The 26,250-nt window shown below is 71.6% G+C and carries 18 protein-coding genes; 2 read left to right on the top strand and 16 right to left on the bottom strand.

The features are described 5' to 3' along the window. Window positions 1-86 precede the first annotated feature (86 nt). The 9 genes from OIM89_RS08960 to OIM89_RS09000 form a co-directional block, all read right to left on the bottom strand. Window positions 87-1,718: a peptide ABC transporter substrate-binding protein gene (locus OIM89_RS08960; protein ID WP_195730406.1), complete on the bottom strand. Its 1,632-nt coding sequence runs from the start codon at window positions 1,716-1,718 to the stop codon at window positions 87-89. A gap of 204 nt (window positions 1,719-1,922) precedes the next feature. Further along, window positions 1,923-3,071 carry an ABC transporter ATP-binding protein gene (locus OIM89_RS08965; protein ID WP_030695777.1) on the bottom strand — a complete coding sequence of 383 codons (1,149 nt, stop codon included), beginning with the start codon at window positions 3,069-3,071 and terminating at the stop codon, window positions 1,923-1,925. Beyond that, a complete protein-coding gene (locus OIM89_RS08970; protein ID WP_195730407.1) occupies window positions 3,064-4,122 on the bottom strand; it encodes an ABC transporter ATP-binding protein in 1,059 nt (352 codons plus the stop codon). Before OIM89_RS08970 ends, OIM89_RS08965 begins: the two co-directional genes overlap by 8 nt. Window positions 4,123-4,133: 11 nt before the next feature. Next, complete coding sequence (locus OIM89_RS08975) at window positions 4,134-5,102, bottom strand: ABC transporter permease (RefSeq protein WP_030695779.1); 969 nt, start codon at window positions 5,100-5,102, stop codon at window positions 4,134-4,136. Continuing rightward, window positions 5,095-6,024, bottom strand: coding sequence for an ABC transporter permease (locus OIM89_RS08980; protein ID WP_003950645.1), 930 nt, complete (start codon window positions 6,022-6,024; stop codon window positions 5,095-5,097). The genes OIM89_RS08975 and OIM89_RS08980 overlap by 8 nt, the downstream gene beginning before the upstream one ends. A gap of 138 nt (window positions 6,025-6,162) precedes the next feature. Next, entirely contained in the window at window positions 6,163-7,785 is a 1,623-nt protein-coding gene (locus OIM89_RS08985) for a peptide ABC transporter substrate-binding protein (RefSeq protein ID WP_003950644.1), read from the bottom strand. Window positions 7,786-8,294: 509 nt separating this feature from the next. Next, window positions 8,295-10,202, bottom strand: coding sequence for a translational GTPase TypA (gene typA, locus OIM89_RS08990; RefSeq protein WP_030695780.1), 1,908 nt, complete (start codon window positions 10,200-10,202; stop codon window positions 8,295-8,297). A 184-nt stretch (window positions 10,203-10,386) separates the two neighbouring features. Then, the gene (locus OIM89_RS08995; RefSeq protein WP_229360008.1) at window positions 10,387-10,839 is read right to left on the bottom strand and encodes a hypothetical protein; all 453 of its coding nucleotides are present in this window, start codon (window positions 10,837-10,839) and stop codon (window positions 10,387-10,389) included. A gap of 373 nt (window positions 10,840-11,212) precedes the next feature. Further along, window positions 11,213-13,510, bottom strand: coding sequence for an ABC transporter family substrate-binding protein (locus tag OIM89_RS09000; protein WP_047467422.1), 2,298 nt, complete (start codon window positions 13,508-13,510; stop codon window positions 11,213-11,215). A gap of 833 nt (window positions 13,511-14,343) precedes the next feature. Here OIM89_RS09000 and OIM89_RS09005 point away from each other — a divergent pair. Then, the gene (locus OIM89_RS09005; protein WP_030695782.1) at window positions 14,344-14,763 is read left to right on the top strand and encodes a hypothetical protein; all 420 of its coding nucleotides are present in this window, start codon (window positions 14,344-14,346) and stop codon (window positions 14,761-14,763) included. Here OIM89_RS09005 and OIM89_RS09010 read toward each other — a convergent pair. The 7 genes from OIM89_RS09010 to OIM89_RS09040 all read right to left on the bottom strand — a co-directional run bounded on the left by OIM89_RS09010 (window position 14,750) and on the right by OIM89_RS09040 (window position 22,983). Beyond that, window positions 14,750-17,443: a SpoIIE family protein phosphatase gene (locus tag OIM89_RS09010; RefSeq protein WP_257203974.1), complete on the bottom strand. Its 2,694-nt coding sequence runs from the start codon at window positions 17,441-17,443 to the stop codon at window positions 14,750-14,752. The two genes, OIM89_RS09005 and OIM89_RS09010, sit on opposite strands and share 14 nt — an antisense overlap. Before the next feature lie 340 nt (window positions 17,444-17,783). Next, the gene (locus tag OIM89_RS09015) at window positions 17,784-18,191 is read right to left on the bottom strand and encodes an ATP-binding protein (protein WP_264491129.1); all 408 of its coding nucleotides are present in this window, start codon (window positions 18,189-18,191) and stop codon (window positions 17,784-17,786) included. Between the two features lie 223 nt (window positions 18,192-18,414). Continuing rightward, window positions 18,415-18,852: a (deoxy)nucleoside triphosphate pyrophosphohydrolase gene (locus tag OIM89_RS09020; protein ID WP_030695784.1), complete on the bottom strand. Its 438-nt coding sequence runs from the start codon at window positions 18,850-18,852 to the stop codon at window positions 18,415-18,417. A 38-nt stretch (window positions 18,853-18,890) separates the two neighbouring features. Beyond that, complete coding sequence (locus OIM89_RS09025; protein WP_143665337.1) at window positions 18,891-19,058, bottom strand: SPOR domain-containing protein; 168 nt, start codon at window positions 19,056-19,058, stop codon at window positions 18,891-18,893. A gap of 303 nt (window positions 19,059-19,361) precedes the next feature. Continuing rightward, window positions 19,362-20,114, bottom strand: a complete 753-nt coding sequence (locus OIM89_RS09030) for a GntR family transcriptional regulator (RefSeq protein ID WP_030695785.1) — start codon at window positions 20,112-20,114, stop codon at window positions 19,362-19,364. Window positions 20,115-20,247: 133 nt separating this feature from the next. Then, window positions 20,248-21,174, bottom strand: a complete 927-nt coding sequence (locus OIM89_RS09035) for a DUF4190 domain-containing protein (protein ID WP_226964368.1) — start codon at window positions 21,172-21,174, stop codon at window positions 20,248-20,250. Between the two features lie 228 nt (window positions 21,175-21,402). Further along, window positions 21,403-22,983: a S8 family peptidase gene (locus OIM89_RS09040; protein ID WP_030695787.1), complete on the bottom strand. Its 1,581-nt coding sequence runs from the start codon at window positions 22,981-22,983 to the stop codon at window positions 21,403-21,405. 346 nt (window positions 22,984-23,329) lie between these two features. On the opposite strand from OIM89_RS09040, the gene OIM89_RS09045 reads away from it, so the two are divergent. Then, complete coding sequence (locus OIM89_RS09045) at window positions 23,330-26,095, top strand: discoidin domain-containing protein (protein ID WP_264491130.1); 2,766 nt, start codon at window positions 23,330-23,332, stop codon at window positions 26,093-26,095. The last annotated feature ends 155 nt before the right edge of the window (window positions 26,096-26,250 follow it).

The raw sequence follows: 26,250 nt of genomic DNA on the forward strand, positions 1-26,250 counted from the left end.
GCTCCGGGTTCGGATCGGGCGGCGGGCGGATACGGGGCGCCCGGCCCGGTGCCGCGCGCGGCGGCGGCCGGGCCGGGCGGGGGCGCTCAGCCGACCTTGATCTCGTTGTAGACGGGGACGCTGAAGGGGTTCAGCTCGACGTTGGAGATGCGGTCGGAGTAGCCCGCGCTGCCGTTCTGGTACCAGAGCGGGATGGCGCCCATCTCGTCCCGCAGCACCTCCTCGGCCTGCTGGAACTTCTCCACCGCCTTGGCCGTGTCCGACTCGGCGTTGGCCTCGTCGACCAGCTTGTCGAACTGCTCGTTGGACCACTCGCCGTCGTTGGAGGAGGCGTCGGTGTAGTAGAGCGGCTGGAGGAAGTTCTGGATCAGCGGGTAGTCCATCTGCCAGCCGGCGCGGAACGGGCCGGGCATCTTCCGCTCGCCGATCTTGTTGCGGAAGTCGGCGAAGGTGCCGGTCGGGTCGCCGACGCAGGCGCGGTCCTGGCCCAGCGCGTTGTTGATGCTGTTGCAGACGGCGTCGACCCACTCCTTGTGGCTGCCGGTGTCGGCGTTGTAGCCGAGCCGGATGGTGCCGCCGGGGATGCCGCCGCCCTCCTCGACCAGCCGCTTGGCCGCCGCCGGGTCGTACTCGCAGGCCTCGCCGCAGAGCCCCGCCTTGTAGCCGCCGTCCTCGCCGAGGACCGGGGAGGTCCAGTCGGTGGCGGGGGTGCGGGTGTTCTGGAAGATGGTCTTGGTGATCTGCTCGCGGTTGATCGCCCGGGAGATGCCGGTCCGCAGCTTGGCGCCGTCCGGGGTGTTCCACTCCTCGTCGTAGAAGGGGAACGACAGCGTCTGGATGATGCCCGCGGGGGTGTTGAGGTACCGGTCGCCGAGGTCGCTCTGGGCGTTCTTGATCTGGGAGGCCGGGATGTCGTCGACCAGGTCGAGGTTGCCCGCGGTCAGGTCGGTGTAGGCGGTGTTGTTGTCGGTGTAGACCTTGAGGTCGACGCCGCCGTTCTGCGCCTTGTCGTCGCCCGGGTACTCCTTCCAGGTGCGCAGGGACATCTGGGAGCCCTTGGCGTAGTTGTCCACCTGGTAGGGGCCGTTGCCGACCGGCTTGGCGAGCCAGCTGTCGTGGTCCTCGAAGAAGGCGGTGGGCAGCGGGGCGAAGGCGGCGTAGCCGAGCGTCTCGGGCCAGGTGGAGAACTTCTGGTTGAGCTTGACGGTGAAGGTGCGTTCGCCGGTGACCTTCAGCCCGGAGAGGGTGCGCGCGGTGGCGTCGCCCTCCTCGGGGTGGACCTCGTCGTAGCCGTCGATGTAGCCGAAGAAGTAGGCGTTCTTCTGGTTGTTGTCCAGGTGGGCGCCGTAGTTCCAGGCGTCGACGAAGGACTTGGCGGTCACCTTCTCGCCGTTGGAGAAGGTCCAGCCGTCCTTGACGGTGATCCGGTAGTTGATGGAGTCGTCGGTCTCGATCTTCTCGGCGAGAGCGTCCTCGGCGGCACCGGTCTTCGGGTTGTACCGCTTGAGGCCCCGGAAGATCATGTCGAGGACCTTGCCACCCTGGACCTCGTTGGTGTTGGCCGGCTCCAGCGGGTTCTGCGGGTCCCCCCAGGAGGAACTCACGATCCCGGAACCGTCTCCTCCGCCGCCGCCGTTCCCGCCCCCGCCGCACCCCGTCGCGGCGAGCGTGACGGCGACGGCGACAGCGGTCCACCTGGCGTGCGTGGCTCCGCGCATGAGGTGCCTCCCTCTGGGTTCCCGTGCCTGATGCACTCCGGCCCCCATACCACCGCGAACCCGCCCGTACCGCACGCGCACCGGGACCGTCCGGGGGAGGCCGGACGGCCCGGCCTCCCCCGGACGGTCCACGACAAGGGGCGCCCCCGGCCGCGTACGACCGGGGGCGCCCCGCTGTTCTGCCAGGAAGCCTGGCCCACCGCCTCAGGCGGCGTGGACCACGTCCTTCTCCTCGGCGAAGTGACACGCCGACTCGTGCGCGGCCGGGGTGTCCTTCCCCGCGAAGCGCTGCGGCACGGCCAGCAGCGGCTCCTCGGTGGCGCACCGCTCCTCCGCCTTCCAGCAGCGGGTGCGGAAGCGACAGCCCGACGGCGGGTTGGCCGGCGAGGGCACGTCCCCGGTGAGGATGATCCGCTCGCGCCCCTCGCGGGAGGCGGGGTCCGGCACCGGCACCGCGGAGAGCAGCGCCTGCGTGTACGGGTGGGTGGGGTGGTCGTAGATCTGCTCGTCGGAGCCGATCTCGGCCATCTTGCCCAGGTACATCACGCCGACCCGGTCGGAGATGTGCCGCACGATGGAGAGGTCGTGCGCGATGAAGAGGTAGGAGAGGTTGAACTCGTCCTGGAGCTTCTCCATCAGGTTGACGACCTGCGCCTGCACCGACACGTCGAGCGCGGAGACCGGCTCGTCGCAGACGATGATCTCCGGGTTGAGCGCGAGGCCGCGGGCGATGCCGATGCGCTGGCGCTGACCGCCGGAGAACTGGTGCGGGTACCGGTTGATGTACTCCGGGTTGAGCCCGACCACGTCGAGGAGTTCCTGCACCCGGCGCCGGCGGTCGCCCTTCGGCGCCACCTCGGGGTGGATCTCGAAGGGCTCGCCGATGATGTCGCCGACCGTCATGCGCGGGTTGAGCGAGGTGTAGGGGTCCTGGAACACCATCTGGATGTTCCGGCGGACCGCCTTCAGCGCCCGGCCCGACAGCTTGGTGATGTCGGTGCCCTTGTAGAAGACCTCACCGGAGGTGGCGGTCTCCAGGGTCATCAGCAGCTTGGCGACGGTGGACTTGCCACAGCCGGACTCGCCGACGATGCCGAGGGTCTCGCCCTGGTACAGGTCGAAGGAGATCCCGTCGACGGCCTTGACCGCGCCGATCTGCTTCTTGAAGAGGATGCCCTGGGTCAGCGGGAAGTGCTTGACCAGGTTCCGCACCTGGAGGATGGGCTCGCCGCGCTCCACCGGGGCGGTGATGGCCGCGATGGCCTCGTCCTTGGTGGGGTCGGCGACCACGTCCACGTCGGAGACGTTCGGGGTGGCCTCGGCGGCCGGCTCGTTCTTGGCCAGGTCAGCCATGGATCGTCTCCTTCCAGAAGTGGCAGGCGCTGCCGCGGCCGGGCAGGTCCGTACCGTCCTGCTCGGTGACGGGCGCCAGGGTGGGCACCTCGGTGCGGCAGATGTCCTGCGCCATCGGGCAGCGCGGGTTGAAGGCGCAGCCGGACGGGATACGCGTCAGGTTGGGCGGCAGCCCCTTGATCGCGTAGAGCTCCTGGCCCTTCTGGTCCAGGCGCGGGATGGAGTCGAGCAGACCCCGGGTGTAGGGGTGCGCCGGGCGGGCGTACAGCTCGTGGACCGGGGCGGTCTCGACGATCCGGCCCGCGTACATCACCGCGATCTTGTCGGCGACGTCGGCGACGACACCGAGGTCGTGGGTGATGAGGATGAGCCCCATGTTGTACTCGCGCTGCAGCTCCGCGAGCAGGTCCATGACCTGGGCCTGCACCGTCACGTCGAGCGCCGTGGTGGGCTCGTCGGCGATGATCAGGTCGGGCTCCAGGGCGAGCGCCATGGCGATCATGATGCGCTGGCGCATACCGCCGGAGAACTGGTGCGGGTAGTCGTTGACCCGCTCCTTGGCGGCCGGGATCTTCACCCGCTCCATCAGCTCGATGGCCTTGGCCTTGGCCTCCTTCTTGGAGAGGCCCTGGTGGACGCGGAACATCTCGCCGAGCTGGTAGCCCACGGAGAGGACCGGGTTGAGCGAGGAGAGCGCGTCCTGGAAGATCATGGCGATCTTCTGGCCGCGGATCTTCCGCCGCTCCTCCTTGCCCATGGTGAGCATGTCCTGGCCGCGGAAGAGCACCTCGCCCTTGGGGATGCGGCCGGGCGGCATGTCGAGGATGCCCATGATGGCCTGGGCGGTGACGGACTTGCCGGAGCCCGACTCGCCGAGGACGGCGAGGGTCTCGCCGGCGTCGACGGTGTAGTTGACCCCGTTGACGGCCTTGGCGACGCCGTCCCGGGTGTGGAACTCGACGTGCAGGTCACGGACTTCGAGCAGGTGGCCGTCGTAGTCGGCGGCCGCGCGCGGTCCGGGGACCGTCGCGGTCTTGGCGGTGGTGGTCACGTACGCCTCCCTCAGCGCATCTTGGGATCGAGGGCGTTGCGGACCGCATCGCCGAACATGAGGAACGACAGCACCGTGATCGCGACCATGACGGACGGGATCATCAGGACGAACGGCGCGTTGCGCAGCTGGTCCTTGCCGGAGGCGACGTCGATACCCCACGAGACCGTCGGCTCGGCGAGGCCGATACCGAGGTACGAGAGGGTGGCCTCGGCACCGATGTAGCCACCGAGCGCGATGGTGGCGACCACGATGATCGGGGCCATGGCGTTGGGCAGGATGTGCTTGAACATGATCCGGTTGGTGGAGGCGCCCAGAGCCCGGGCCGCCACCACGTAGTCGGACTGCTTGATCGTGATCACCGCGCCGCGGGCGACACGGGCGATCTGCGTCCAGCCGAGGAAGGCCAGGGCCAGGATGACCACCCAGACCGCGCGCTCCTCGAAGGTGGTCAGGATGACCATGGCGCCGACGATGAACGGCACACCGAAGAAGACGTCGGTGAGGCGGGACAGCACGCTGTCCACCCAGCCGCCGAAGTAGCCGGCGACCATGCCGACGACGGTGCCGATGATCGTCACCGCGAGGGTGACGACGACGCCGACGGCGATCGAGGCGCGGGCGCCGTGGACCACGCGGGCGTAGATGGAGCGGCCCTGGACGTCGTAGCCGAACCAGTCGGCGGCGAAGAAGTGGCTCCAGTTCGGGTGCTGGAGGTAGTGGTTCTTCAGGTCGGCGTCGCGCGGGGAGGCGTCGGTGAAGAGCCCCGGCCAGATCGCCATGACGATCAGGAAGAGGATCAGCAGCGCGGAGACGATGAAGAGCGGGCTGCGCCGCAGGTCGTGCCAGGCGTCCGACCAGAGCGAACGCGGCTTGCCGGGCGCGGGACCGGCGTCCAGCGTCAGCGGGACCTCGGTGGAGGAAGGCATCACAGCCTTCTCCTCGGTCTTCTTTTCCATGTCTGCGGTCTTGTCAGGCATACCGGATCCTCGGGTCCAGGACCGCGTAAAGCAGGTCGACGATCAGGCTGGCGAGGAGGTAGACGATCACGATGATGGTGACGACACCGACGACGGTCGCGCCCTCGCGGCGGCCCAGGGCTTCGTAGATGAGTCCACCGACGCCCTTGATGTTGAAGATGCCCTCGGTGACGATCGCGCCGCCCATCAGGGAGCCGATGTCGGTACCGAGGAAGGTGACCACCGGGATGAGCGAGTTGCGCATCAGGTGGACACCGATGATCCGGCGCTTCGGCAGCCCCTTGGCGGTCGCCGTGCGCATGTAGTCGGCCCGCAGGTTCTCCGCGATGGAGGTCCGGGTGAGCCGCGCGACGTAGGCGAGGGAGAGCGAGGCCAGCACCATGGCCGGCATCAGCAGCTCGTTCCAGGTGGGTTCGAGTCCGACGTTGGGCGGGACCAGGCCGAGCTTGAACGCGAAGACGAACTGCGCCGTGTAACCGGTCACGAAGGACGGGACGGCGATGAGCAGCAGGGTGAGCCCGAGCAGGCCGCGGTCGCGGACCGAGTTGGGCTTGAGGCCGGCGACGAGGCCGAGCAGGATGCCCGCCACCACGATGAAGGTGAACGCGAAGAGCGCCAGCTGGATCGTGATCGGGTAGGCGTCGAGGATGACCTCGGAGATGGGGCGCTGGCTCGCGATCTGCGTACCGAAATCGCCCTGGAAGACGTTCCCGATGTACGAGACGTACTGCACCAGGATCGGTCGGTCGAGGCCGAGTTCGGCCTTGAGTGCGGCGATCTGTGCCTGGTCGACGGCCTGCTCTCCCGCCAGCGCTCTCACGGGGTCGCCGGGCAGCGCGAACATCATCAGGAAGATCAGCAAGGTTGACCCGATGAAGACCGGGATCATCTGGAGCAGTCGTCGTGCGACATAACGCCCCATGGGGTGCCTCCGTGTGGATAACTGCGGGCCGGGGGCCGTCCCCGCGGGTGCGGGAACGGCCCCCGGTCCCCCCGGCGCCGGGTCAGCGGCCCGGTGCCGGGGTGATGGCCGAAGTGGGGAATTGGCCCGTGGGCGCGCTTACTTGACCGTGACCTCGGTGACCTCGAAGTCACCGTGGAAGTCGACCTTGACGTTGTCGACGTCCTTGCCGTGGCCACCGTTGATCTGGTACGTCCAGAGCGGGATGGCGGGCATCTTCTCGACCAGGACCTTCTCGGCCTCCTGGTAGAGCTTGATGGACTCCTCCAGCGTCTTGGCGTTGTCGCCCTTCTTGAACAGCTCGTCGACCTCCTTGTCGGAGAATCGTCCGTTGTTCGCCTCGGCCGTGGTGCCGTACAGCTCACGCATGAAGTTGACGTTCAGCGGGTAGTCGGCGACCCAGCCACCGCGGTAGAACGACTTGACCTCGTCGTTGTCGCGGGCCTCGAGGTCGGTGGCGAAGTCAGGCTTGGCGTCGCCGAGGCACTCGACCCCGGTGGCGTTGCGGATGGACTCGCAGACCGCGGTCACCCACTCCTTGTGCCCACCGTCGGTGTTGTACTGGATGAAGATCTTGTTGTCCGGCACACCACCGCCTTCCTTGATGAGCTTCTTCGCCTCGTCCGGGTTGTAGTCGAACACCTCGGTGTCGAGGTCCTGGTTGCCCTTGACCTGCGGCGGGGTGAAGCTCTTCGCCGGCTTGCGGGTGTTGTTCAGGACGGTCTTGGTGATCGTCTCGCGGTCGATCGCCATCGACAGGCCCTGCATGACCTTGGGGTCGATGTCCTTCCACTGCTTGGTGTAGAAGGCCGGGACGATCGACTGGACGGCCGCGTACTCCTGCTCGACGGCGCCGTCACCGAGGTCCGACTTGTACTTCGGCAGGTCCTTCGGGCCGACCTGGCGGATCATGTCCAGGTTGCCGGAGAGGACGTCCTGGTAGGCGGCCTCGACGGTGGCGTAGTTCTTGAACTGCACACCCTTGTTCTTGGCCTTGTTCGGACCGGTGTAGTCCTCGTTGGCCTTGACCTGGATGAGCTTCTTGTGGGTCCACTTCTCGAAGGAGTAGGGACCGTTGCCGATGGGCTTCTGGCCGAAGGCCTTCGGGTCGTCGAAGAAGGCCTTGGGCAGCGGGGCCCAGGTGGCGTAGCCGAGCTTGTACTCGAAGTACGGGACCGGCTTGGAGAGCTCGATGGTGAAGGTGGTGTCGTCCACGGCCTTCAGGCCGGACATCTCCTTGGCCTTCGCCTTGGCGCCCTCACCCTCGGGGTGGACGTCCTCGTAGCCCTTGATGTCCTCGAACCAGAACGCGTTCTGCATCTTGTTGTCGATGTTCGCGGACCAGTTCCACGCATCGATGTAGGACTGGGAGGTGACGGGGGTGCCGTCGTGGAACTTCCAGCCCTTCTTCAGCTTCACCGTCCAGGTCTTCGAGTCCTTGGTCTCGATCGACTCGGCGTTGGTGTAGACGATGTTGCCGTCACCGTCGAAGTCCAGGAGCTGGGTGAAGAGCGACTGGATGACGTACGAGCCGAGGCTCTCGTTGGTGTCGGCCGGGATCAGGGCCTTCTGCGGCTCGCCGACGTCGATCGAGACGTAGCCGGCGGGCTTGCCGGACGCCTTCGGCTTGTCGCCACCGTCGTCGTTGCCACCGCAGGCGGTCGCGGCCAGGGCGACGACTATCGCACCCGCGACCCACTTGGCGCTCTTGGCACCACGCATGGGTTCCTCCTCATGAGTCCACTTGTTCACTGCAAGAGAGGGCACAGGACGATCCGCCGACACCCCTGACGGCGAAGATCGAGTGCCCCAGTGTGCTCGTGAGTCGGCGCTCCCCACAGCGCGTGACCCATTGACCCGAGCTCTACGCGCTCAACTATTAGCCATGGTGTTCGGCCCGACCACACCCTTTTGGTCTCGGTTCGATCACACCTGACACTCACATCTTCCAAAATCCGGACAAACCGATCCGAGATAGATGGTTGCGAAACGGACTCGTTACACATCTATCGGGCGTGGCCGTCCGGATACCGGACACTCCGTCCGCGAAAACCGGTTGCCCGGCCCCCCGCCCCGGACCGCCGCGGAAAGGGGCTGTGAGCATCTTTCAGCCCCCGGCCGCCGAGCGCATCCGGTTCGGCCAACTCCGTTGTGCCAAAAGGCCGGTGCCCGACACCGCACCACCCGTGAGGGGGATACGGGGCCGGGCACCGTCGGGCCGGCGGCGTGGGTCAGCCGTGCTTGGCCTTGGAGGCGGCGCGGGCGCGGGTGCGCGCGTCCAGGTTGACCTTGCGGATGCGGACGGACTCCGGGGTCACCTCGACGCACTCGTCGTCGCGGCAGAACTCCAGGGACTGCTCCAGGGAGAGCTTGCGCGGCGGCACCAGCGACTCGGAGACGTCGGCGGTGGAGGAGCGCATGTTGGTGAGCTTCTTCTCCTTGGTGATGTTGACGTCCATGTCGTCGGCGCGGGAGTTCTCGCCGACGATCATGCCCTCGTACACCTCGGTGCCGGGCTCGACGAAGAGGACGCCGCGCTCCTGCAGGTTGGTCATCGCGAAGGCGGTGACCGAGCCGGCGCGGTCGGCGACCAGCGAGCCGTTGTTGCGGGTCTTCAGCTCGCCGAACCACGGCTCGTGGCCCTCGTGGATGGAGTGGGCGATGCCGGTGCCGCGGGTGTTGGTGAGGAACTCCGTGCGGAAGCCGATGAGGCCGCGGGAGGGAACGATGAACTCCATGCGGACCCAGCCGGAGCCGTGGTTCGACATGTTGTCCATGCGGCCCTTGCGGGTGCCCATGAGCTGCGTGACGGCGCCCATGTGCTCCTCGGGCACGTCGATGGTGATGCGCTCGATCGGCTCGTGGACCTTGCCGTCCACGTCCTTGGTGACCACCTGCGGCTTGCCGACGGTCAGCTCGTACCCCTCGCGGCGCATCTGCTCGACCAGGATGGCCAGCGCCAGCTCGCCGCGGCCCTGCACCTCCCAGGCGTCGGGGCGCTCGGTGTCCAGGACGCGGAGCGAGACGTTGCCGATGAGCTCGCGCTCCAGGCGGTCCTTGACCTGGCGGGCGGTGACCTTGCGGTCCTTGACGGCCGCCTTGTTGTCGGCGCCCTTGCCGGTGCCGCCCCGGCCGACCAGCGGCGAGGTGTTGGTGCCGACGGTCATCGAGATCGCGGGCTCGTCGACGGTGATGAGCGGCAGTGCGACCGGGTTCTCCGGGTCGGCCAGCGTCTCACCGATCATGATCTCCGGGATGCCAGCGACGGCGCAGATGTCACCGGGGCCCGCCTTCTCGGCCGGCTTGCGGGTGAGCGCCTCGGTCATCATCAGCTCGGAGATGCGGACGTTGGAGATGGAGCCGTCGCGCTTGATCCAGGCGACCGTCTGGCCCTTCTTCAGCTCGCCCTGCTCGACGCGGAGCAGCGCGATACGGCCGAGGAAGTTGTCGGCGTCCAGGTTGGTGACGTGCGCCTGGAGCGGGGCGGCCTCGTCGTACTGGGGGGCCGGGACCGTCTCCAGCAGAGTGGTGAAGAACGGCTCCAGGCTGTCGCTGTCGGGCGGGACCGTGCCGTCCTCCGGCTTGGTCAGCGAGGCGACGCCGTCACGGGCGCAGGCGTAGACGATCGGGAACTCGATCTGGTCCTCGTCGGCGTCCAGGTCGAGGAAGAGGTCGTACGTCTCGTTGACGACCTCGTCGATGCGGGAGTCCGGGCGGTCGGTCTTGTTGATGCAGAGGATGACCGGCATCCGGGCGGCGAGCGCCTTGCGGAGCACGAAGCGGGTCTGCGGGAGCGGGCCCTCGGAGGCGTCCACCAGCAGCACGACGGCGTCGACCATCGAGAGACCCCGCTCGACCTCGCCACCGAAGTCGGCGTGGCCCGGGGTGTCGATGATGTTGATCGTGATCGGGTCCCCGCCGGACTTGGGGTGGTACTTCACCGCCGTGTTCTTGGCGAGGATCGTGATGCCCTTCTCACGCTCCAGGTCGTTGGAGTCCATGACCCGGTCGTCGACCGAATCCAGCTGGTGGGCGGCGAAGGCGCCCGCCTGCTTGAGCATGGCGTCGACCAGGGTGGTCTTGCCGTGGTCGACGTGGGCGACGATGGCGACGTTACGGATGTCGTGACGCGTGGGCATGCTGGCTAGCGCTTCTCTCGGATCGGGGAATCAGGCGTCTCGTCCTTCGTACGCCCGCCGGGCGGACCCGCCACGGCTTTGTCCCATGGTACGGGGCGCGGACAACCCTGGCCGAACACAGGGCGTCCGGGGGCCGACGGCGCCACCGCGACCAGGTCACGGGCGGCACCGCCGGCGAGGTTGCTCAGGATGTCTTCTCCGCACCCCCGGGAGCCTTCGGCTTCCCTCCGGTGCTGGCGGGCTCGTCGCCCTCGCGGGCGAGCAGGGCGGCGTCGCGGGCGGTGGGGGTCGCGTCGGTCAGGGGCTCCTGGCAGTCCAGCACGCCGGCCCCGTCCACGGTCCAGCTCTCGGCCTGCCCGTAGGCGGTCCGGCCGTCCCCGCACTCCAGCCGGAACTGCCCGGTGACGGTCGTGACCTGCGCCCATTCGACGGTGCCGACCCCGTCCCCGTCGACCTCGACGCCCCCGCCGTCCAGCTCGTACGGGAGCGAGGGGTCGGCGAAGGCCAGGCTCTCCTTGGCGGCCTCCCCGTCCTCCAGCCCGGCCTCGCCGATGTGCAGAGCCAGCGAGTGGAGCGTCCGGCGGGCGCCGACCCCGGCGCCGCGCGGCGCGTCCACGGCCCTCTGGGGCCGGGCCACGGGCGGCGAGCGGGGTCTCCTCGCCCTTCCGCGAGGCGCGGCTCACCCCGGTGAGCAGCGGCTCCTCGCGCACCCCGAACCAGGTGTAGGTACCGCCCTGGCAGGGCGGGGCGGACTTCCGCGCCGCGGGCTTCGCCCCGGCGGCGGCGGTTTCCGGTGCCGGGACACGATCCTGCGGTGGCGCTGGTCGGTCCGCGCTCCGGGCGCGACGCGGTCGGCCCGGATCTGGGGGAATCCGGGCCGACGGGGTGGGGTGGGGGGAATCCGTAGAGCTCGACGGGGTCGAGGGATCGACCTGACCTTGCCCGCCGGGTGGTCCGGCGGGCAAGGGAGTTGAGCCAGTTCTGAGGTGCGGGTCGCGTGAGGGTCCTGGTCAGGACCCGGACTTGCGGTCCTGCTTCCCGGGCTTGGCGCCCTTCTTCAGGAAGCCGATGTCCTGGTAGCGCGGGGTCGCGAAGCCGAAGGCACCGGCGTTGGCGACGCTCGGCCGGGCCGCGACCAGCTCCGGGCGCTGGTAGAGCGGGATCGCTCCGGCGACCGCCCAGATACGGGCGTCCGCCTCCTTGATCAGCTTCCTGCGGGCACCGTCGTCCAGCTCGCCGACGGCCTGGTCGAAGAGCTGGTCGATCCGGTCGGTGCCGACCCGGGTGTAGTTCTGCGCGACGTTGAGCGAGCCGTCCGCCGCCGGGACCGGCTTGGCGTGGATGGGGCGCCCGTCGGTCGCCGGGTAGGCCGTGCCCGGCCAGGAGTAGAGCGCCATGTCGTACTGGCCGGAGGCGACGTGGTCGGTGAAGTAGCCCGAGCTCGGCACCTTCTTCATCGCCGTGGTCACCCCGATCTTCTCCAGCTGCTCCGCGATCTTGTCGGCGACCGCGCGCAACTGCTCGGACCCGGCCCCCGAGGGCACCACGAACCGCAGCGTCAGCTCCAGCCCGTCCTTGGCCAGCGGTCCCGCCGCACCCGCGGCCCCCGGGCTCTCCGACTCCTTCGGCGCCGCCGTCCCCTTGGGCGCGTAGGCGCCGGGCGGGCCGCCCTGCTGGGCGTGCGCGCCCTGCTCGGCCTTGCCGTCGCCGTCCTGGCGGGCCACCACGTCGGCCTGGCGCCACAGGGCCGCGCCCTGGCCCGCCGCGACCGCGCCCGGCAGCATCGGGCCGCCGCGCTCGCCGGGCTTCCCGTCGTCCTCGCCCACGATGTACTCACCGCCGTCGTCACCGGGCCGGTCCTCGTTCCCGGACTCCCCTACGCCTTGCTCGCTCTCCTCGCTCTCCTCGCCCTCGGCTCCCTCGGCGGGCTCACCGGAGGCCCCGGCGTTCTTCGGCCGGGCCGCGCCCTGGCCCGGCTTCCAGCCCGCCTCGGCGAGCAGGGCACGGGCCTCGGCGGTGTCCTGGCTGCCGAGCGCGTCGCTGGCGTCCTCGTACGCGTCCTGCCCGGCCAGCGCCAGGTGACTGCCGACCGGCTGGGCGGGCAGGCCGAGCGGCTTCAGCACCGTCTCGGCCAGCTCCTTGCGGTCCAGGGCGCGGGCCACGGCCCGGCGCACCCGCTCGTCGGCGAGAGGGCCGTCGGCGCCGTTCAGCGCCAACTGGGTGAAGGAGGGCTCCAGGGCCTTGCGGACCTCGTAGGCGGCGAGGGACTTCTGCTCGGCGGCGTACGCGACGACCGCCTCGCGGGTCTGCTCACGGGCCAGCTGCTCCGACTCGGCCGCCTCCTGCTCGGTGCCGTTGGCGATCGCCCAGGACATCAGCGCGTCGGAGGGGGTGCGCCCGGCGCCGGGGCCGTGGGCGAGCGGGCCCTTGGCGCCCTTGTCTCGGCGGGCCAGCGAGATCCGCTCCGCCTCGCCCGGGGCGACCTGCGCCAGGTCGACCCGGCCCTCGGTGAGCGCCTTCGTACGGTCCTTCGGGGCGACCTTGCGGAAGACCAGCTGGTCGAGTTTGGGCTGGTCACCCCACCAGCGAGGGTTGCGGACGAGGGTGATGTCGCCCGACTTCCGGTCGACCTTCTCGAGGCTGAACGGGCCCGCCGTGTTCTTCAGGGTGGTGCGCGCGCTGTCGTTGAAGGAGTCCGGGGTGCCCATGACGTCCTTCGGGTACAACGGCGTGAAGAGGCTGCGCCACTCCGCGTACGGCTTGTCGAAGGTGACCTGCACCTCCAGGTCGTCCTTGCCCCGCTCGACCTTGGCGATCCGGTCGTACCCGGCGTTCCTGGCGGTCCAGTACGCCGGGTCCTTGCCGCGCAGGGCGCGCCACTGGGCGGCGAAGTCGGGGGCGCCGATCTCCCGGCCGTCGCTCCACACCGCCTTCTGGTTCAGCCGGTAGACGACGACCTGGCGGGGCTCGCGCTCGACCACCTCGGCGGACTCCAGGTAGTCCGGGTTGGCCTGCGGGCGGCCCTTCTCGTCCAGGGTGAACAGAGCCGGCAGGACGGCACCGGTCACCCGGGTCGTCCCGGTGTCGGCGTCCGCCTGGTACGCGTTCAGGGTGCCCGGTACGGCGTCGATCGCCCAGGTCAGGGTGGAGCCGTTCGCGACCAGGTCGCGGGCGGCGGGTGCGAGATCCTGGGCGGCTGCGGGAACGTTTCCTTCCTCGGACGCGCCGCACGCCGCGACGGCCGGGAGTGCGAGGACTCCGGTCGTCAGGAGCGCGACCGAACGCCGTCTTGCGCCGTCGTGGAACATGGGGCGTACCTCCGGGGGTCACCGGGATTTGATCACGTTTGGCGGTATATGGAGCTGATCACATCTATTGCCACGGAACGCCTCCGGCGGGGGTCCGTCGCGCCGACACGCCGTGGGAGGTGCTGGGTTCCACCCGTGCGGACGCGCCTCAGGCGCCGGCAGGGCTGTGGGTGGCTTGGCTGCGGCTTCTGCCGCGCCTCAGGGATGGCCTCAAGCGCCGGCCGGGCTGGGGGTTGGCTGGGCTCCGGCCTTCGCCCGCACCTGGAAGATGGCCTCAAGCGCCGGCCAGGCTGAATTTCGGCCGGGCTCCGCCCCTCGCCCGCGGGCCAAAGATGGCCTCAAGCGCCGGCCGGGCTGGGGGTTGGCTGGGCTCCGGCCTTCGCCCGCACCTCAAAGATGGCCTCAAGCGCCGGCCAGGCTGGGGTTGGCTGGGCTCCGGCCATCGCCCGCGGCTCAGGGATGGCCGAAGGGTCGCAGCACCCGCAATCGATCCGGCCCGGCCAACACTTGAGCCACTCGGCAACCGGGACGGGGGAACCCACGTCCGCCAAAAACCAGCCCGGCCGGCGCTTGAGGCCATCTTTGACCGGCACGGTCACGACGGACCGCACCCCAGAACAGCCTGGCCGGCGCCTGAGGCCATCCCTGACCGGCGCGGTCACGACGGGCCGCCCCCGGGACAGCCCGGCCGGCGCTTGAGGCCACGCCAGGACGAGCGGGTTCGTCCACGCACACCCCCACGTTGAGCGCAGTTTCCCGCCTGCCCGCTCGCCAGGGCGACCCCGTCCCCCTACTCTCCGAAGGAGCGGTCAAGCGCGGCGAAGGGTGACACGGTGCGGGCGGACCTGATCCTGCCGATCCTGGTGCTGGCAGCCGCACTGACCGCCGCCGTGTACACGTACCGCCGGCGCAAGCGCCGGGTCAGCACCCGCACCACCCCGGCGGGAACCGAGATATGGGGAGCGGGCGGCGACACCCGCACCCCGGTGCTCTCCCCGGCAGAAGCCCTCGAACAGGCGGAGGACGCGATCCGGGTCAGGGCGGCCCAGGTGGCGGCCGCCTCCCCCGACGCCCCGCCGCAGGCCCTGATCGCCGCCGAGACCGCCCTGACCACGGCCCGCACGGAACTGGCGGAGGCCCGTCGGCAGTGGGCCAAGGGCGAGAACCCGGCGGCCGTACGCGAGCACAGCGCGCGGGCCGACGCCGCCCTCCAGGCGGAGGCCCCGGCGTTCTCCGCGCTCAGAAGAGACTGAGCAGGGCCTCGGTCGGGTCGGGCGCCTCTCCCCCGTCGGGCAGCGCCAGCTCGAACCAGACGGTCTTGCCCCGGGGCGTACGCCGGGAGCCCCAGGAGGCGCTGAGCAGCCCGACCAGCTGGAGCCCGCGCCCGCCCTCGTCGGTGTCCCGGGCCCGGCGACGCCGGGGCTGGACCAGTCCGGCGTCCCAGACCTCGCAGACGAGGGTGCGGTCGAGGAGCAGCCTCAGCCGGATCTCCCCCTCGCCGTACCGCAGGGCGTTGGTGACGAGTTCGCTGACGAGCAGCTCGACGGTGTCGACGAGGGCGTCGAGTCCCCAGCTCTCCAGCTGGGTGCGGGCCAGTTCGCGGGCGCGGCCGACCGACTTGGGTTCGCGCGGCAGCGTCCAGTCCCCGACGTTCTCGGCGGGGAGCCCTTGGACACGGGCCATGAGCAGCGCGATGTCGTCCTCGCCGTGGTGGGTGTCGAGGGTGGACAGGACGTGGTCGCAGGCGTCCTCCAGGGCCATCGCGGGCCCGGTGAGGGCGGCCCGGAAGGCGCTGAGCCCGGCGTCCAGGGGCTGGTCGCGGGATTCGACGAGACCGTCGGTGTAGAGGGCGAGCAGGCCCCCTTCGGGGATCTCCACCTCGACCTCCTCGAAGGGTTCGCCGCCGACGCCGAGCGGCAGCCCGGGCGGTACGTCGAGGAGGAGGGCGGGCTCGCCGGGCTCGCCCGGTTCGACGATGACGGGCGGCAGGTGGCCGGCGTTGGCGAAGGTGACGCGCCGGGTGACGGCGTCGTAGACCGCGTAGACGCAGGTGGCGAGGTAGACCTCGGAGAGGTCGGCGTCGCGGTTCTGGAGGGCGGCGCGGGTGGACTGCTGGGAGCCGGGGCCGTGCGCGGGGGCGCCGAGGCCGCGGGCGATCTCGTCCAGGTGGGAGAGGACCTCGGCCGGTTCGAGGTCGAGCAGGGCGAGGGTGCGGACGGCGGTGCGCAGTTCGCCCATGGCGACGGCGGCGCGCAGGCCGCGGCCCATCACGTCGCCGATGACCAGGGCGGTGCGGTGGCCGGGGAGTTCGATGACGTCGAACCAGTCGCCGCCGACCTCGGTGGCGGCGTTGCCCGGCAGGTAGCGGCAGGCGATGTCGAGTCCGGACGCCTCGGGGGCGCCCGGCGGGAGCAGGCTGCGCTGGAGGATGAGGGCGCGCTCGTGCTCGCGGCGATAGAGGCGGGCGTTGTCGATACAGACGGCGGTGCGCGCGGCCAGCTCGGTGGCGAGTGCCCGGTCGCGCTCGCTGAAGGGCTCGCTCCCCTTCGTCCGGGAGAACTTGGCCAGCCCGACCACGGTGTCCCGGGCGACCAGCGGCACGGCGAGGGTGGAGTGGACCAGCCCGGTGGAGCCCTCGACGTTCTGGGCGCGGGCGGTGCGCAGCGCGGTGGCGCAGGGCGAGCCGGACTCGTAGTGGTGGACGGAGTTGACGGGGACGGGGGCGGTGCCGGGGCGGCCCGCCTCGTCGCCGATGCCGGGGCTGAAGGGGGTGTCGGCGACGGCGCTGGAGAAGGCGACGCGGCGCAGGGCGGCGCCGACGCCGGCGCCGTCGGCGGTGGACCGGCTCCACAGGCTCTGCGGGGTCTCGTCGCCCTCCAGGAGTGCCTGGTAGAGGTCGACGGAGGCGAGGTCGCAGAAGGCGGGGACGGTGACGTCGAGGAGTTCGCGGGCGGTGGTGTCCAGGTCGAGGCTGGTGCCGATGCGGGAGGCGGCGTCGTTGAGCAGGGCGAGGTTGCGGCGGGCGTGGGCGGCCTCGCGGGCGGCGGCGTCGCGGCGGGTGACGTCGGTGCCGATGGCGGCGACGCCGAGGGGGCGTCCGGCGCCGTCGTGGACGCGGTAGAGGTTGATCGACCAGTGGCGCCGCTCGCCGGGCTCGGAGTCGGCGGCCGGCCCGGTGAGCTGGAGTTCGTTGACCGGGTCGCCGGTGTCCAGGACGCGGTGGAGGGCGGCGCTGAGCCGGTCGGCCTCGCGCGGGGAGAGGTAGTCCTCGGCGGTGCGGCCGCGGTGGGTGTCGGCGGGTCCGCCGAAGACGGAGGCGAACCGCTGGTTGGCCCGCTGGATGCGCAGGTCGGTGCCGAAGAGGAGGAAACCGATGGGAGATTGGCCGAAAATCGCCTCCGAGGCGGCCAGTCCCGACTCGATGCTCCGCAGGGTACGGACGTCCACCACGATGCAGACCGCGGCCCGGTCGCCCGCCTCGGTACGGGTGGGCATCACGTAGATCTCGGCCAGCCCCTCGCGCACCGGGGCCGCCGGGGGGTCGTCGGGAGCGGTGCGGGCGGTGGGCGTCGTGGCCGGTTCCGTGACGGGTGCGGCGGGTGCGGCCTCACCGGAGCGGGGCGCGGGCAGCCGGACCGGCAGGACGCCGGTCCACTCCTTGCCGTCGAGGATCTCCGCCATCTTGCGGTGGCCGCGTTCGCGCAGGTGGCTCGGGACGAAGGCGTCGATGGGATCGCGGCCCAGCACGTCCTGGGCGCGGATGCCGAAGATCCGCTCGGCGCGGTCGCTCCACTGGTCGACCAGCCCGTCGGGGCCGATCGAGAAGGAGGCGACCTTGATGTAGTCGTAGATCGACCCGGGTGGGCTGCTCTGCCACACGATCCGGCCCGCCGGCTCCTGGTGAGCCGTGGCCTTCGCTGGTATCTCGCGCACGCGAACCGTCCCCTCCAGCTCACCGCCCCCGGACCCGGTACCGGGGCAGCAGTCCGCAGTATCCAGCACTACGGCGCGGCATCACATCTCGTTCACGATCACAGCACGGTCTCGACGCTTTCAGGTCGCGGACGACCTGCCGGGGAGTTCGAGACCGGCGCACTGACACTCCTAACCATGGGGAACGCCCTCCTAACCTCGCACGGTCCACCGAGAACCAACGAGAGCGCACGAGCTCGCACGCCGGCGACCGGACCCGACCGGTCACCGAGCGTACGGACCGAAGCTGCCCGGATGCGACCGCCGGGCGCCGTGATCCGCTCACTTCAGGGCCGGAACGTCACCCGGGAAGCGCCAGTTCGAACCAGACGGTCTTGCCCCGCCGGCCGCGCCGGGTGCCCCAGCGGCACGAGGTGCAGGCGACGAGCTGAAGACCGCGGCCGGTCTCCTCGTCGGGTCCGGCGCGGCGCTCGCGGGGCGCGTCGGGAACGGGGTCGGAGACCTCCACCAGCAGCGGCGAGCCCACCTCCTCGGGGGGGGTGAGGCGGACCCCGATGGGGCCGTGCGCGTACCGCAGCGAGTTGGTCACCAACTCGCTGACCAGCAGCGCGGTCACGTCCTCCAGGGCATCGAGCCCCCAGGCGGCCAGCTGGCGCCGGACCACGGTCCGTGCGGTGCGCACGACCCCCGGGTCGGCGGGGAAGGTCCACGCGGCACAGTCGCCACGGGTGTCGATCACACCGATCACTTCCAAACACCGGCAGCCCTCTCCGCTGCCCGCGCGGAATGCCGCCGGGCACGGGCGGGGGACGACTGCGGGACGAAGGGACGACGGACACGCCGGCACTTCCCGGACGAGGAGCACCGGGCGATTGCCGTGACTATTGCCCGATTGCCCCTCGTTCATAGCGGTACGTCCGCTATTCGCGCCCCGGTGTCGCCCCGTCGGCCCAGCGGCTTCCCCGCCCGGCTCAGTCCAGAGCCGGGCTCTCCATCCGCCGTGCGGTCTCCATCACGGCGGGGCGGTCCTGGGGCAGCCAGTCGACGTCCCAGATCTCCTCGGCGGAGAGCCAGCGCAGTTCGTCGTGGTCCTCCAGCGGCTCGGGCTCACCCTCCACGAGGCGGGCGGTCCACACCTCCAGGACGTAGCCGGGCTTCAGCTCCCAGGTGCCGGGGATGCGCTCCACCGGTTCCGCCCGTACGCCCAGTTCCTCGCGGAGTTCCCTCACGAGGGCGGCCTCGGGCTGTTCGCCGGGCTCGATCTTGCCGCCCGGCAGTTCCCAGCGGCCCGCGAGTTCCGGCGGGGCGCTGCGGCGGGCCGCGAGTAGGCGCTCGGTCACGGGTCCGCCCCGGCCGTCGGCACGCGCGTCCCGCAGTGCGGCGGCGACCACCACGATCTGTTCCGTCATGCGCGGGAGCCTACGCGGCGTCCGGACCCCGGAGGGGGTCAGGCGGGCTGCCGCTCGACCCAGTAGTGCTGTTGGTCGCGCGAGCCCAGCGACTCGACGACCTTCTGGGCCTCGGCGCGCGTGGCACAGGCGGCCACCCGGTACCGGTTGCCGTTGGCCTCCTGCCGTATGACGTGCCAGGGGAGCGCGGTACCGCCCTCACCCATCGCACGCCTCGCTTCCTGCACCCGGCTCACTTCTCGCTCCGTTCGTCGGGGAAACCGCACTCCGCATATGCCGGAGCCTACGCCCGACCTTCACTCAGCGGATACGGAATGGCACAAAGAGGTAAGCAACCAGCCAAGCCGGAGGGGGCGCATCCGGATGGACGCGCCCCCTCGGGAACGAGTTGACTCTTCAACCAGCAGCAGGGAAGCCCACGTTGGCGACACGGAAGCAGATCATCCGTCAGCCCCGGCGCACTCCCCCGGCATACGCGCGCCCCCTGGGTGCCCGCCGCGGCCCGCCGCTCACTTGACCGGAAGGTGGTACGCCACCCGGTAGCGGTCGGCCGGGACGACCACGTCGGCCGTCTCCACCGGGCGGCCCGAGGCGAAGTAGGTGCGCTGGATGGTGAGGACGGTGTGGCCCGGGACGCCGCCGAGGGCGAGGAGTTCCTCGGCGAGGCCGGGGCGGCAGCCGACCTCCTCCGCCACGTTGTCCACGACGATGTCGATGGCGGCCATCCGCTCGACCACGCCGGAGCCGCCGAGCGGGCCCTCCTCGGGGAGCATCACGGGGGTGCGGCCGGTGAGCGCCAGCGGCTCCCAGGAGGTGGAGAGCATCATCGCCTCGCCGGCCTCGCGGAAGACGTACCGGGTGCGCATCACGCGGTCGCCGGGCTCGATGCCGAGCCGCTCGGCGACCTCGGCCGGGGCACCCTCCTGCTCGCTGCGCGACTCCCAGGTGCCGCGCACCCCGCTCAGCGCCTGCTCCTGCCGGAACGGCGTGGAGCCGCCGGGGTCGCGGTACCCGGTGCGGGCGATCCGGCGCGGCTCGGGCCGCTCGCGCACGTACGTCCCCGAGCCCGAGCGGCCCTCGACCAGCCCCTCGGCCATCAGCACCTTGCGCGCCTCCAGCGCCACCGTGTCCGAGACGCCGTACTCCTGCCGGATGCGGGCCTGCGAGGGGAGGCGGGTGTTCGGCAGAAGGGCACCGTCGACGATCTTCTTGCGGAGATCGTCCGCCACGCGCAGATACGCAGGCCGCTCACCGAACGTCACTGGCCACTCCCATCAGCTTGACAGACAGCGACAGCCTGACAACCGTAGGTTGCCGCCCGCAACCTTGGGCCAGAGATTCACCTGAAGTGACGAACTCGCGGGTGGCCGGGAACTTCGCGCCACCCCCTCCCGCTCACCCCGCGAGCGGCCGCGAGAGCCCCACCGGGGAGATCTCCCCGGGCGGCTCCTCCTCCCCCGCACCGGCACCGCCGTCCCCGCCCTGGCCGGACCCGGACCCGGACCCGGAGTCGGACCCGGCGAGGCTGCCGGTGAGCTTCCCGCCGTCCTTGCCGAAGAGACAGCTGACCTCGCGGTCGCCGAGCGCCCAGCTCTCGGGGGTCGGCAGGTAGTAGAAGACGAAGACGTCCGCGGGCAGTTCCTCGACGGACCGGCCGGCGTAGGCGTCGACCTGCGCGGTGCAGCGGCGGTCGGCCAGGGAGTCGATCCGGTCCTCGCCCGGGTACGTCCTCCCGTCGGCCAGCTGGAAGGCGCCGAAGACCTCGCCGTCGTGCGGGCGCGCGCAGTCGACCTTGTCGACGTCGTACGCCTCGCCCTCCAGTTCCCCTGCGGGGGCGTTGAAACACTCACCGACGCGCAGCGTGAAGGCGGTGCCGCTGCCCTCGCGCATCCCCTCGCGGAAGCCGTCCATGAAGGAGGAGAAGCCGCCGGTGGCGAGCATCAGCGTCCACAGGGCCAGCCCGCAGGAGGAGAGGATCATGCCCGCCACCGCCATCCCCTTGCCGCGCTCCCCGCGCCGCTTGAGGCTGGGCAGCGCGAAGAGGCCGAGGATCAGTCCGACCGCCGGGACGAAGAACAGGATGCCGGTGACGAGCGAGCCCACGGCCAGGCCGTTCACCGGCGGCTGCGGAGCCGGGTAGCCGTACCCGTAGCCGTACCCCTGCCCCGGCTGCCCCGGATACGCGCCGTACGGGCCCGGGGGCGGCTGCTGGTACGGCCCCGGGCCGCCCTGCGGCGGTACGTACGGCGGGGGCGGCGGCGCCCCCGGTCCCGGCTGCTGGGGCTGGCCCGGCGGCATCCCCGGGGTCGGCGGTGTGGCCACGCTCGCTCGCTCCTTCGGTCCCCTCACGCGGGCCGCGCGCCACCGGCGGCGAGGCGTGGCCCGCACGGCGCGCGGTGCGCGCGGCCGTGGAGCGCATCGTATGCGGCGGGACCGACGGAGCCCGGGGGCCAGGGGCGGAATGCGCCCCTGACCCCCGGTCAGCACCTGTCGGTGCCCGTCAGTGCCGGTCAGCGCCTGTGCGCGCCGCTCGGCACCGCCCGGCGCCGGTCAGAACTGGAGACCCCAGGAGTTGATGCGCCCGGTGTCGTAGGTGGCGTTGTCGGTGACGCGGAGCTTCCAGACGCCGTTGGCGGTCTGGCCGGAGGCGTTGACCGTGTAGGTGGTCTTGATGTCGTCCGCGCTGCCGCCGGTGCCGAAGGCCTTCAGCGTGTAGACGGTGCCGGAGGGGGCGACCAGCTGGACCCGGAGGTCACCGACGTAGGTGTGCGAGATGTCGACCTTGACGCCCAGGGTGGAGGGCGCCGCGCCGGAGACTCCGCTGACGGTCACCGGGGACTCGACGGTGGTGTTGTCCGGGAGCGTGTAGCCGGTCTTGTTCTCGAAGAGCGGGCCGGTGGGCGGGGTGGTGCCGCCGGAGCCGACGCGCAGGAGCAGGTTGGGCGAGCCGGTGCCCGGACCGGTGACGACGCCGCTGGTGGCGTTGGCCTTCAGCGCGGCCTGGACCTGGGCCGGGGTCGCCGAGGGGTTCTCCGAGGCGTAGAGGGCGGCGGCGCCGACCACGTGCGGGGTCGCCATCGAGGTGCCGGAGATGGTGTTGGTCGCCGAGTCGCCGGTGTTCCACGCGGAGGTGATCGAGGAACCGGGGGCGAAGAGGTCGACGGTGGAGCCCCAGTTGGAGAACGAGGAGCGCGCGTCGGTGTTGGTGGTGGAGCCCACCGTGATCGCCTCGGTGACCCGGGCCGGGGAGACGTTGGCGGCGTTCTGGTTCTCGTTGCCCGCCGCGACGCCGTAGGTGACGCCGGAGGCGATGGAGTTGCGGACCGCCTGGTCGAGGGCGGCGTCGGCGCCGCCGCCGAGGCTCATGTTGGCGACGGCCGGCTTCACGGCGTTCTGGGTCACCCAGTCGATACCGGCGACGACCTGCGCCGTCGTACCGGAACCGGCGTTGTTGAGGACGCGGACGCCGACGATCTTCGCCTTCTTGGCGACGCCGTAGGCGTTGCCCGCGACGGTGCCGGCGACGTGGGTGCCGTGGCCGTTGCCGTCCTGGGCGACGTTGTCGTTGTCGACGGCGTCGTAGCCGTTGGCCGCGCGGCCGCCGAAGTCGCTGTGGCTGATCCGGACACCGGTGTCGATGATGTAGGCGGTGACGCCCTCACCGGCCTTGTCCGGGTAGGTGTACTTGCTGTCCAGCGGCAGCGACGCCTGGTCGATGCGGTCCAGGCCCCAGGTGGGGTTGGTCTGGGTGGCGTCGATGGTGAAGGTGCGGTTCTGGATGACCGACTCGACGGCCGGGTCCGCCGCGAACTTCTCCGCCTCGGCGCGGCTGAGCTCCACGGCGTACCCGTTGAGCGCGGCCTTGTACGTCCGCTCGATGGTGGCGCCGTACTCCTTGGCGAGCGCCTTGCTCTTCGCCGAGGTCGCCTTGCCGACCTTGTCGGCGTCGAGCGTGACGATGTAGCTGTCCTTGACGCGGTCGGGGGCGTCCGCGTTGATGATCAGGCCCGCGCCCGAGGGGTCGGGCGCGGCGCTCGCGGGGAGCGCGGCGACGCCGCCGAAGGCGAGAGCGGCCACGGCCGTCGCACTGATGGCGGCCATTCTTCGGCGGTTGTGACGGGTCACTGCCATCTGAGGGGTCCTCCTCGTCGATGGTGCACAGGTGGGGCGGTGCGCGGCGGGTGCTTTGGGGCGCACCGACCGCAGCAACGATCAGGGTCATGACAACCCCGAGGGCGGAGTGCTGCCCGCGTCGCCGTCGAAAGATTGACCGATCCATAGGAATCCCACAAGAGGGCGACCACAGGGTTAACACTCCGGCCACACAAGGGGGCTGGCGTCCGGTCACGCTTTCTCCGCATTCAGGTGGCCGAAAGCCGGCGCCCCGGACGGCCCGCCCGCGCGCCGCTCCCCCATCCGTGGGAACCACCGCCGCGCCCACCCCGGCGGCCTGCCCCTGGCCCGCATCGTCTCCTGGGTGAGGATCACCCGTGCGACCCGCCTGACGACGGCCCCGCTCCTCGCGGCGGCCCTCCTGACCCCGGTTCATCCCGCAGCGGCCGCCCCCGGCCCCGGCCCCACCGGGCCCGCCGCCCGGGCCCGGTGCGCCCCCTCCCCCGGCTGGGCCCCGGCGGCCGGCACCCGCGCGGAGGCCACCCCCCACGCGTACGTCGGCAACGGCTACCTCGCCACGCGCGTCCCCGCCGCCGGTGCCGGATTCCGGCCACCGGGCGAGGGCGGCGAGCCGGAGGTGAAGACGGGCTGGCCGCTCTTCACCCCGCGCTACGACGGCGCGTTCGTCTCCGGCCTCTACGCCCGGGGCCCGGAGAACACCGCGGGCCGCCAGGCGGTCGCGGCCCTCCCCCACTGGACCGGCCTCGACCTCACGGCGGGCGGCGAGACCTACGGCCCCGCCTCCCGCGTCACCGGCTACCGCCAGACCCTCCTCCTCCGCTGCGGCCTCGTCCGCACCACCCTCACCTGGACCGGCTCCGACGGCCGCCGCACCGACCTGGTCTACGAGGTCCTCGCCGACCGGAACGCCCCGCACGGCGCGGCCGTCCGGCTGCGGTTCACCCCGCACTGGTCGGGGACGGCCACCGTCACCGACCGGATCGACGGCCGGGCCGCGCGCCGCATGACGCAGACCGGGGGCGGCGCCGAACCGGGCGCGTCCGGCGCCATGGCGGTCTCCTTCCGCACCGAGGGAACCGGCGTGAAGGGCGCCGTCGCCTCGGTGCTGCGCACGCCCGCCGGCACCGTCCGCCCCGCCGACGAGGCCCGCGAGCTGAGCGCCACCCAGTCCGCCTCCTTCCCGGTCCGCTCCGGCCGCACCTACGAGGCCGTCAAGTACGTGGGCGTGGACACCTCGCTGACCTCCCGCAACCCGCGCGCCGGCGCCGTCTCCGCCGCCCGGGCCGGGGCGCGACGGGGGTGGCGGACGCTGTACGCGGCGCACGCCGGCACCTGGCGCGCCCTGTGGGAGTCCGGCGCCGACCTGGGCACCGTCCTTGCGGGCCCGCCCGGCCGGGACGCGGCCCCGGAGCCGACCGCCCGCCAGGAGGAGCTGCGGCTCTGGCTCCGCTCGGCCCGCTACGGCCTGCTCTCCTCCACCCGCCCCGGGGCCCGCGACTCCCTCGGCCCCACCGGCCTGACCAGCGACAACTACGCCGGGATGATCTTCTGGGACGCCGAGACCTGGATGTTCCCCTCACTGCTCGCCACCGACCCCGACCTCGCCAGGACCGTCCTGGACTACCGGGTGCGCACCTCCCCCGCCGCCCGCGACAACGCCCGCAAACTCGGCTTCGAGGGCCTCTTCTTCCCCTGGACCAGCGCCTCCTCGGGCGACCTGTGGGGCGAGTGCCAGAGCTGGAACCCACCGCACTGCGTCACCCAGAACCACCTCCAGGGCGACATCGCGCTCGCCGCCTGGCAGTACTGGCTCGCCACCGGCGACCGGGTCTGGCTCCGCCGCGACGGGGAGCCGCTGCTGCGCGGCCTCGCGGAGTTCTGGGCCTCCCGGGTCACCGCCAACCCCGACGGCAGCTACTCGGTGAAGGGCGTCGCCGGTCCCGACGAGTACAGCAACGGCGTGGACGACGGCGTCTACACCAACGCCGTGGCCGCCACCGCCCTGCGCCACGCCGCGAGCGCCGCCGAGGAGACCGGCACCACCGCCCCGCCCGAGTGGCGCCGCATCGCCGACGGCCTGCGCATCCCCTACGACGCCGACCGCAAGGTCTTCCTCCAATACGACGGCTACGAGGGCGCCCGCATCAAACAGGCCGACGCGGTCCTCCTCGCCTACCCCCTGGACTGGCCCATGCCGGACGGCGCGGCCGCCGCCACCCTCGACTACTACGCCGCCCGCACCGACCCCGACGGGCCCGCCATGACCGACTCGGTCCACTCGGTGATCGCGGCCGCCACCGACGAACCGGGCTGCGCCGCCTACACCTACCTGGAGCGCTCCGTCCGCCCCTTCGCCCGCGGCCCGTACGCCCTCTTCGCCGAGGCGCGCGGCGACAAGGCGGGGGCCGACGACCCGCTCTCCGGCACCCCGGCCGAGGACTTCCTCACCGGCAAGGGCGGGTTCCTCCAGTCCTTCACGCACGGCCTCACCGGGATGCGGCTGCGCGCGGCCGACCGGCTCCACCTCGATCCGATGCTCCCGCCGCAACTGGCGCGGGGGGCCGACGGCGCCGAGTCGGGCGGGGTGACCGTGCGCGGGCTGCGCTGGCGCGGGCGCGCCTTCGACGTGGCGATCGGCCCCGAGACCACCGAGGTCCGGCTCACCTCCGGCGCCCCCTTCACCGTCGAGACCCCGGAAGGGCGCTCCACTCTCGGCTCCGGCGCGCCCCTCACCCTCAAGACCCGGCGCCCGGACCTGGCCCCCACCTCGGACCCCGCGCGCTGCGCCCCCGTACGGGCCTCCTCCGAGGAGCCCGGCCTCTACGCGGAGGCGGCCGTCGACGGGGCCGGCGCCACCGTCTGGTCCCCCGCCCCCGACGCCACCACCGCGACCCTCACCGCCGAACTGGCCTCGCCCACACGGGTCGCCTCGGTCACGCCCCAGTGGGCGGTCGAGCCCGCCTCTTACCAGGTGGAGGTGTCTGCCGACGGGCGCAGTTGGCAGGGGGTCGGCGCCGGGGCGCCGGTGCGTCAGGTGCGGCTGACCTTGCGCAGGGAGGCGGGTGGGGAGCTGCCCGCGCTCCGGGAGTTGGGGGTGCGGGGGGAGTAGGGGCCTTCGGCCGGGCTGTCCTTGTGGCTGGGCTTCGTCCTGCCGGTGCTGGTTCAAGATGGCCTCAAGCGCCGGCCGGGCTGGGAAGTGCGCGGGTACGACGACGGGGGTGGGGAGCAGCAGTACGGGCTGGTCAACTCGTCGGTTGTCGGGTT

The sequence above is a fragment of the Streptomyces sp. BI87 genome (assembly GCF_025957665.1).
In the GTDB taxonomy this organism is placed as follows: Bacteria; Actinomycetota; Actinomycetes; order Streptomycetales; family Streptomycetaceae; genus Streptomyces; species Streptomyces albidoflavus.

Coding starts and splice junctions, on each gene's coding strand:
- OIM89_RS08960 (WP_195730406.1), bottom strand. CDS start 1,718: ATGCGCGGAGCCACGCACGCCAGGTGGACCGCTGTCGCCGTCGCCGTC.
- OIM89_RS08965 (WP_030695777.1), bottom strand. CDS start 3,071: ATGGCTGACCTGGCCAAGAACGAGCCGGCCGCCGAGGCCACCCCGAAC.
- OIM89_RS08975 (WP_030695779.1), bottom strand. CDS start 5,102: ATGCCTGACAAGACCGCAGACATGGAAAAGAAGACCGAGGAGAAGGCT.
- OIM89_RS08980 (WP_003950645.1), bottom strand. CDS start 6,024: ATGGGGCGTTATGTCGCACGACGACTGCTCCAGATGATCCCGGTCTTC.
- OIM89_RS08985 (WP_003950644.1), bottom strand. CDS start 7,785: ATGCGTGGTGCCAAGAGCGCCAAGTGGGTCGCGGGTGCGATAGTCGTC.
- typA (WP_030695780.1), bottom strand. CDS start 10,202: ATGCCCACGCGTCACGACATCCGTAACGTCGCCATCGTCGCCCACGTC.
- OIM89_RS09000 (WP_047467422.1), bottom strand. CDS start 13,510: ATGTTCCACGACGGCGCAAGACGGCGTTCGGTCGCGCTCCTGACGACC.
- OIM89_RS09020 (WP_030695784.1), bottom strand. CDS start 18,852: ATGACGGAACAGATCGTGGTGGTCGCCGCCGCACTGCGGGACGCGCGT.
- OIM89_RS09025 (WP_143665337.1), bottom strand. CDS start 19,058: ATGGGTGAGGGCGGTACCGCGCTCCCCTGGCACGTCATACGGCAGGAG.
- OIM89_RS09040 (WP_030695787.1), bottom strand. CDS start 22,983: ATGGCAGTGACCCGTCACAACCGCCGAAGAATGGCCGCCATCAGTGCG.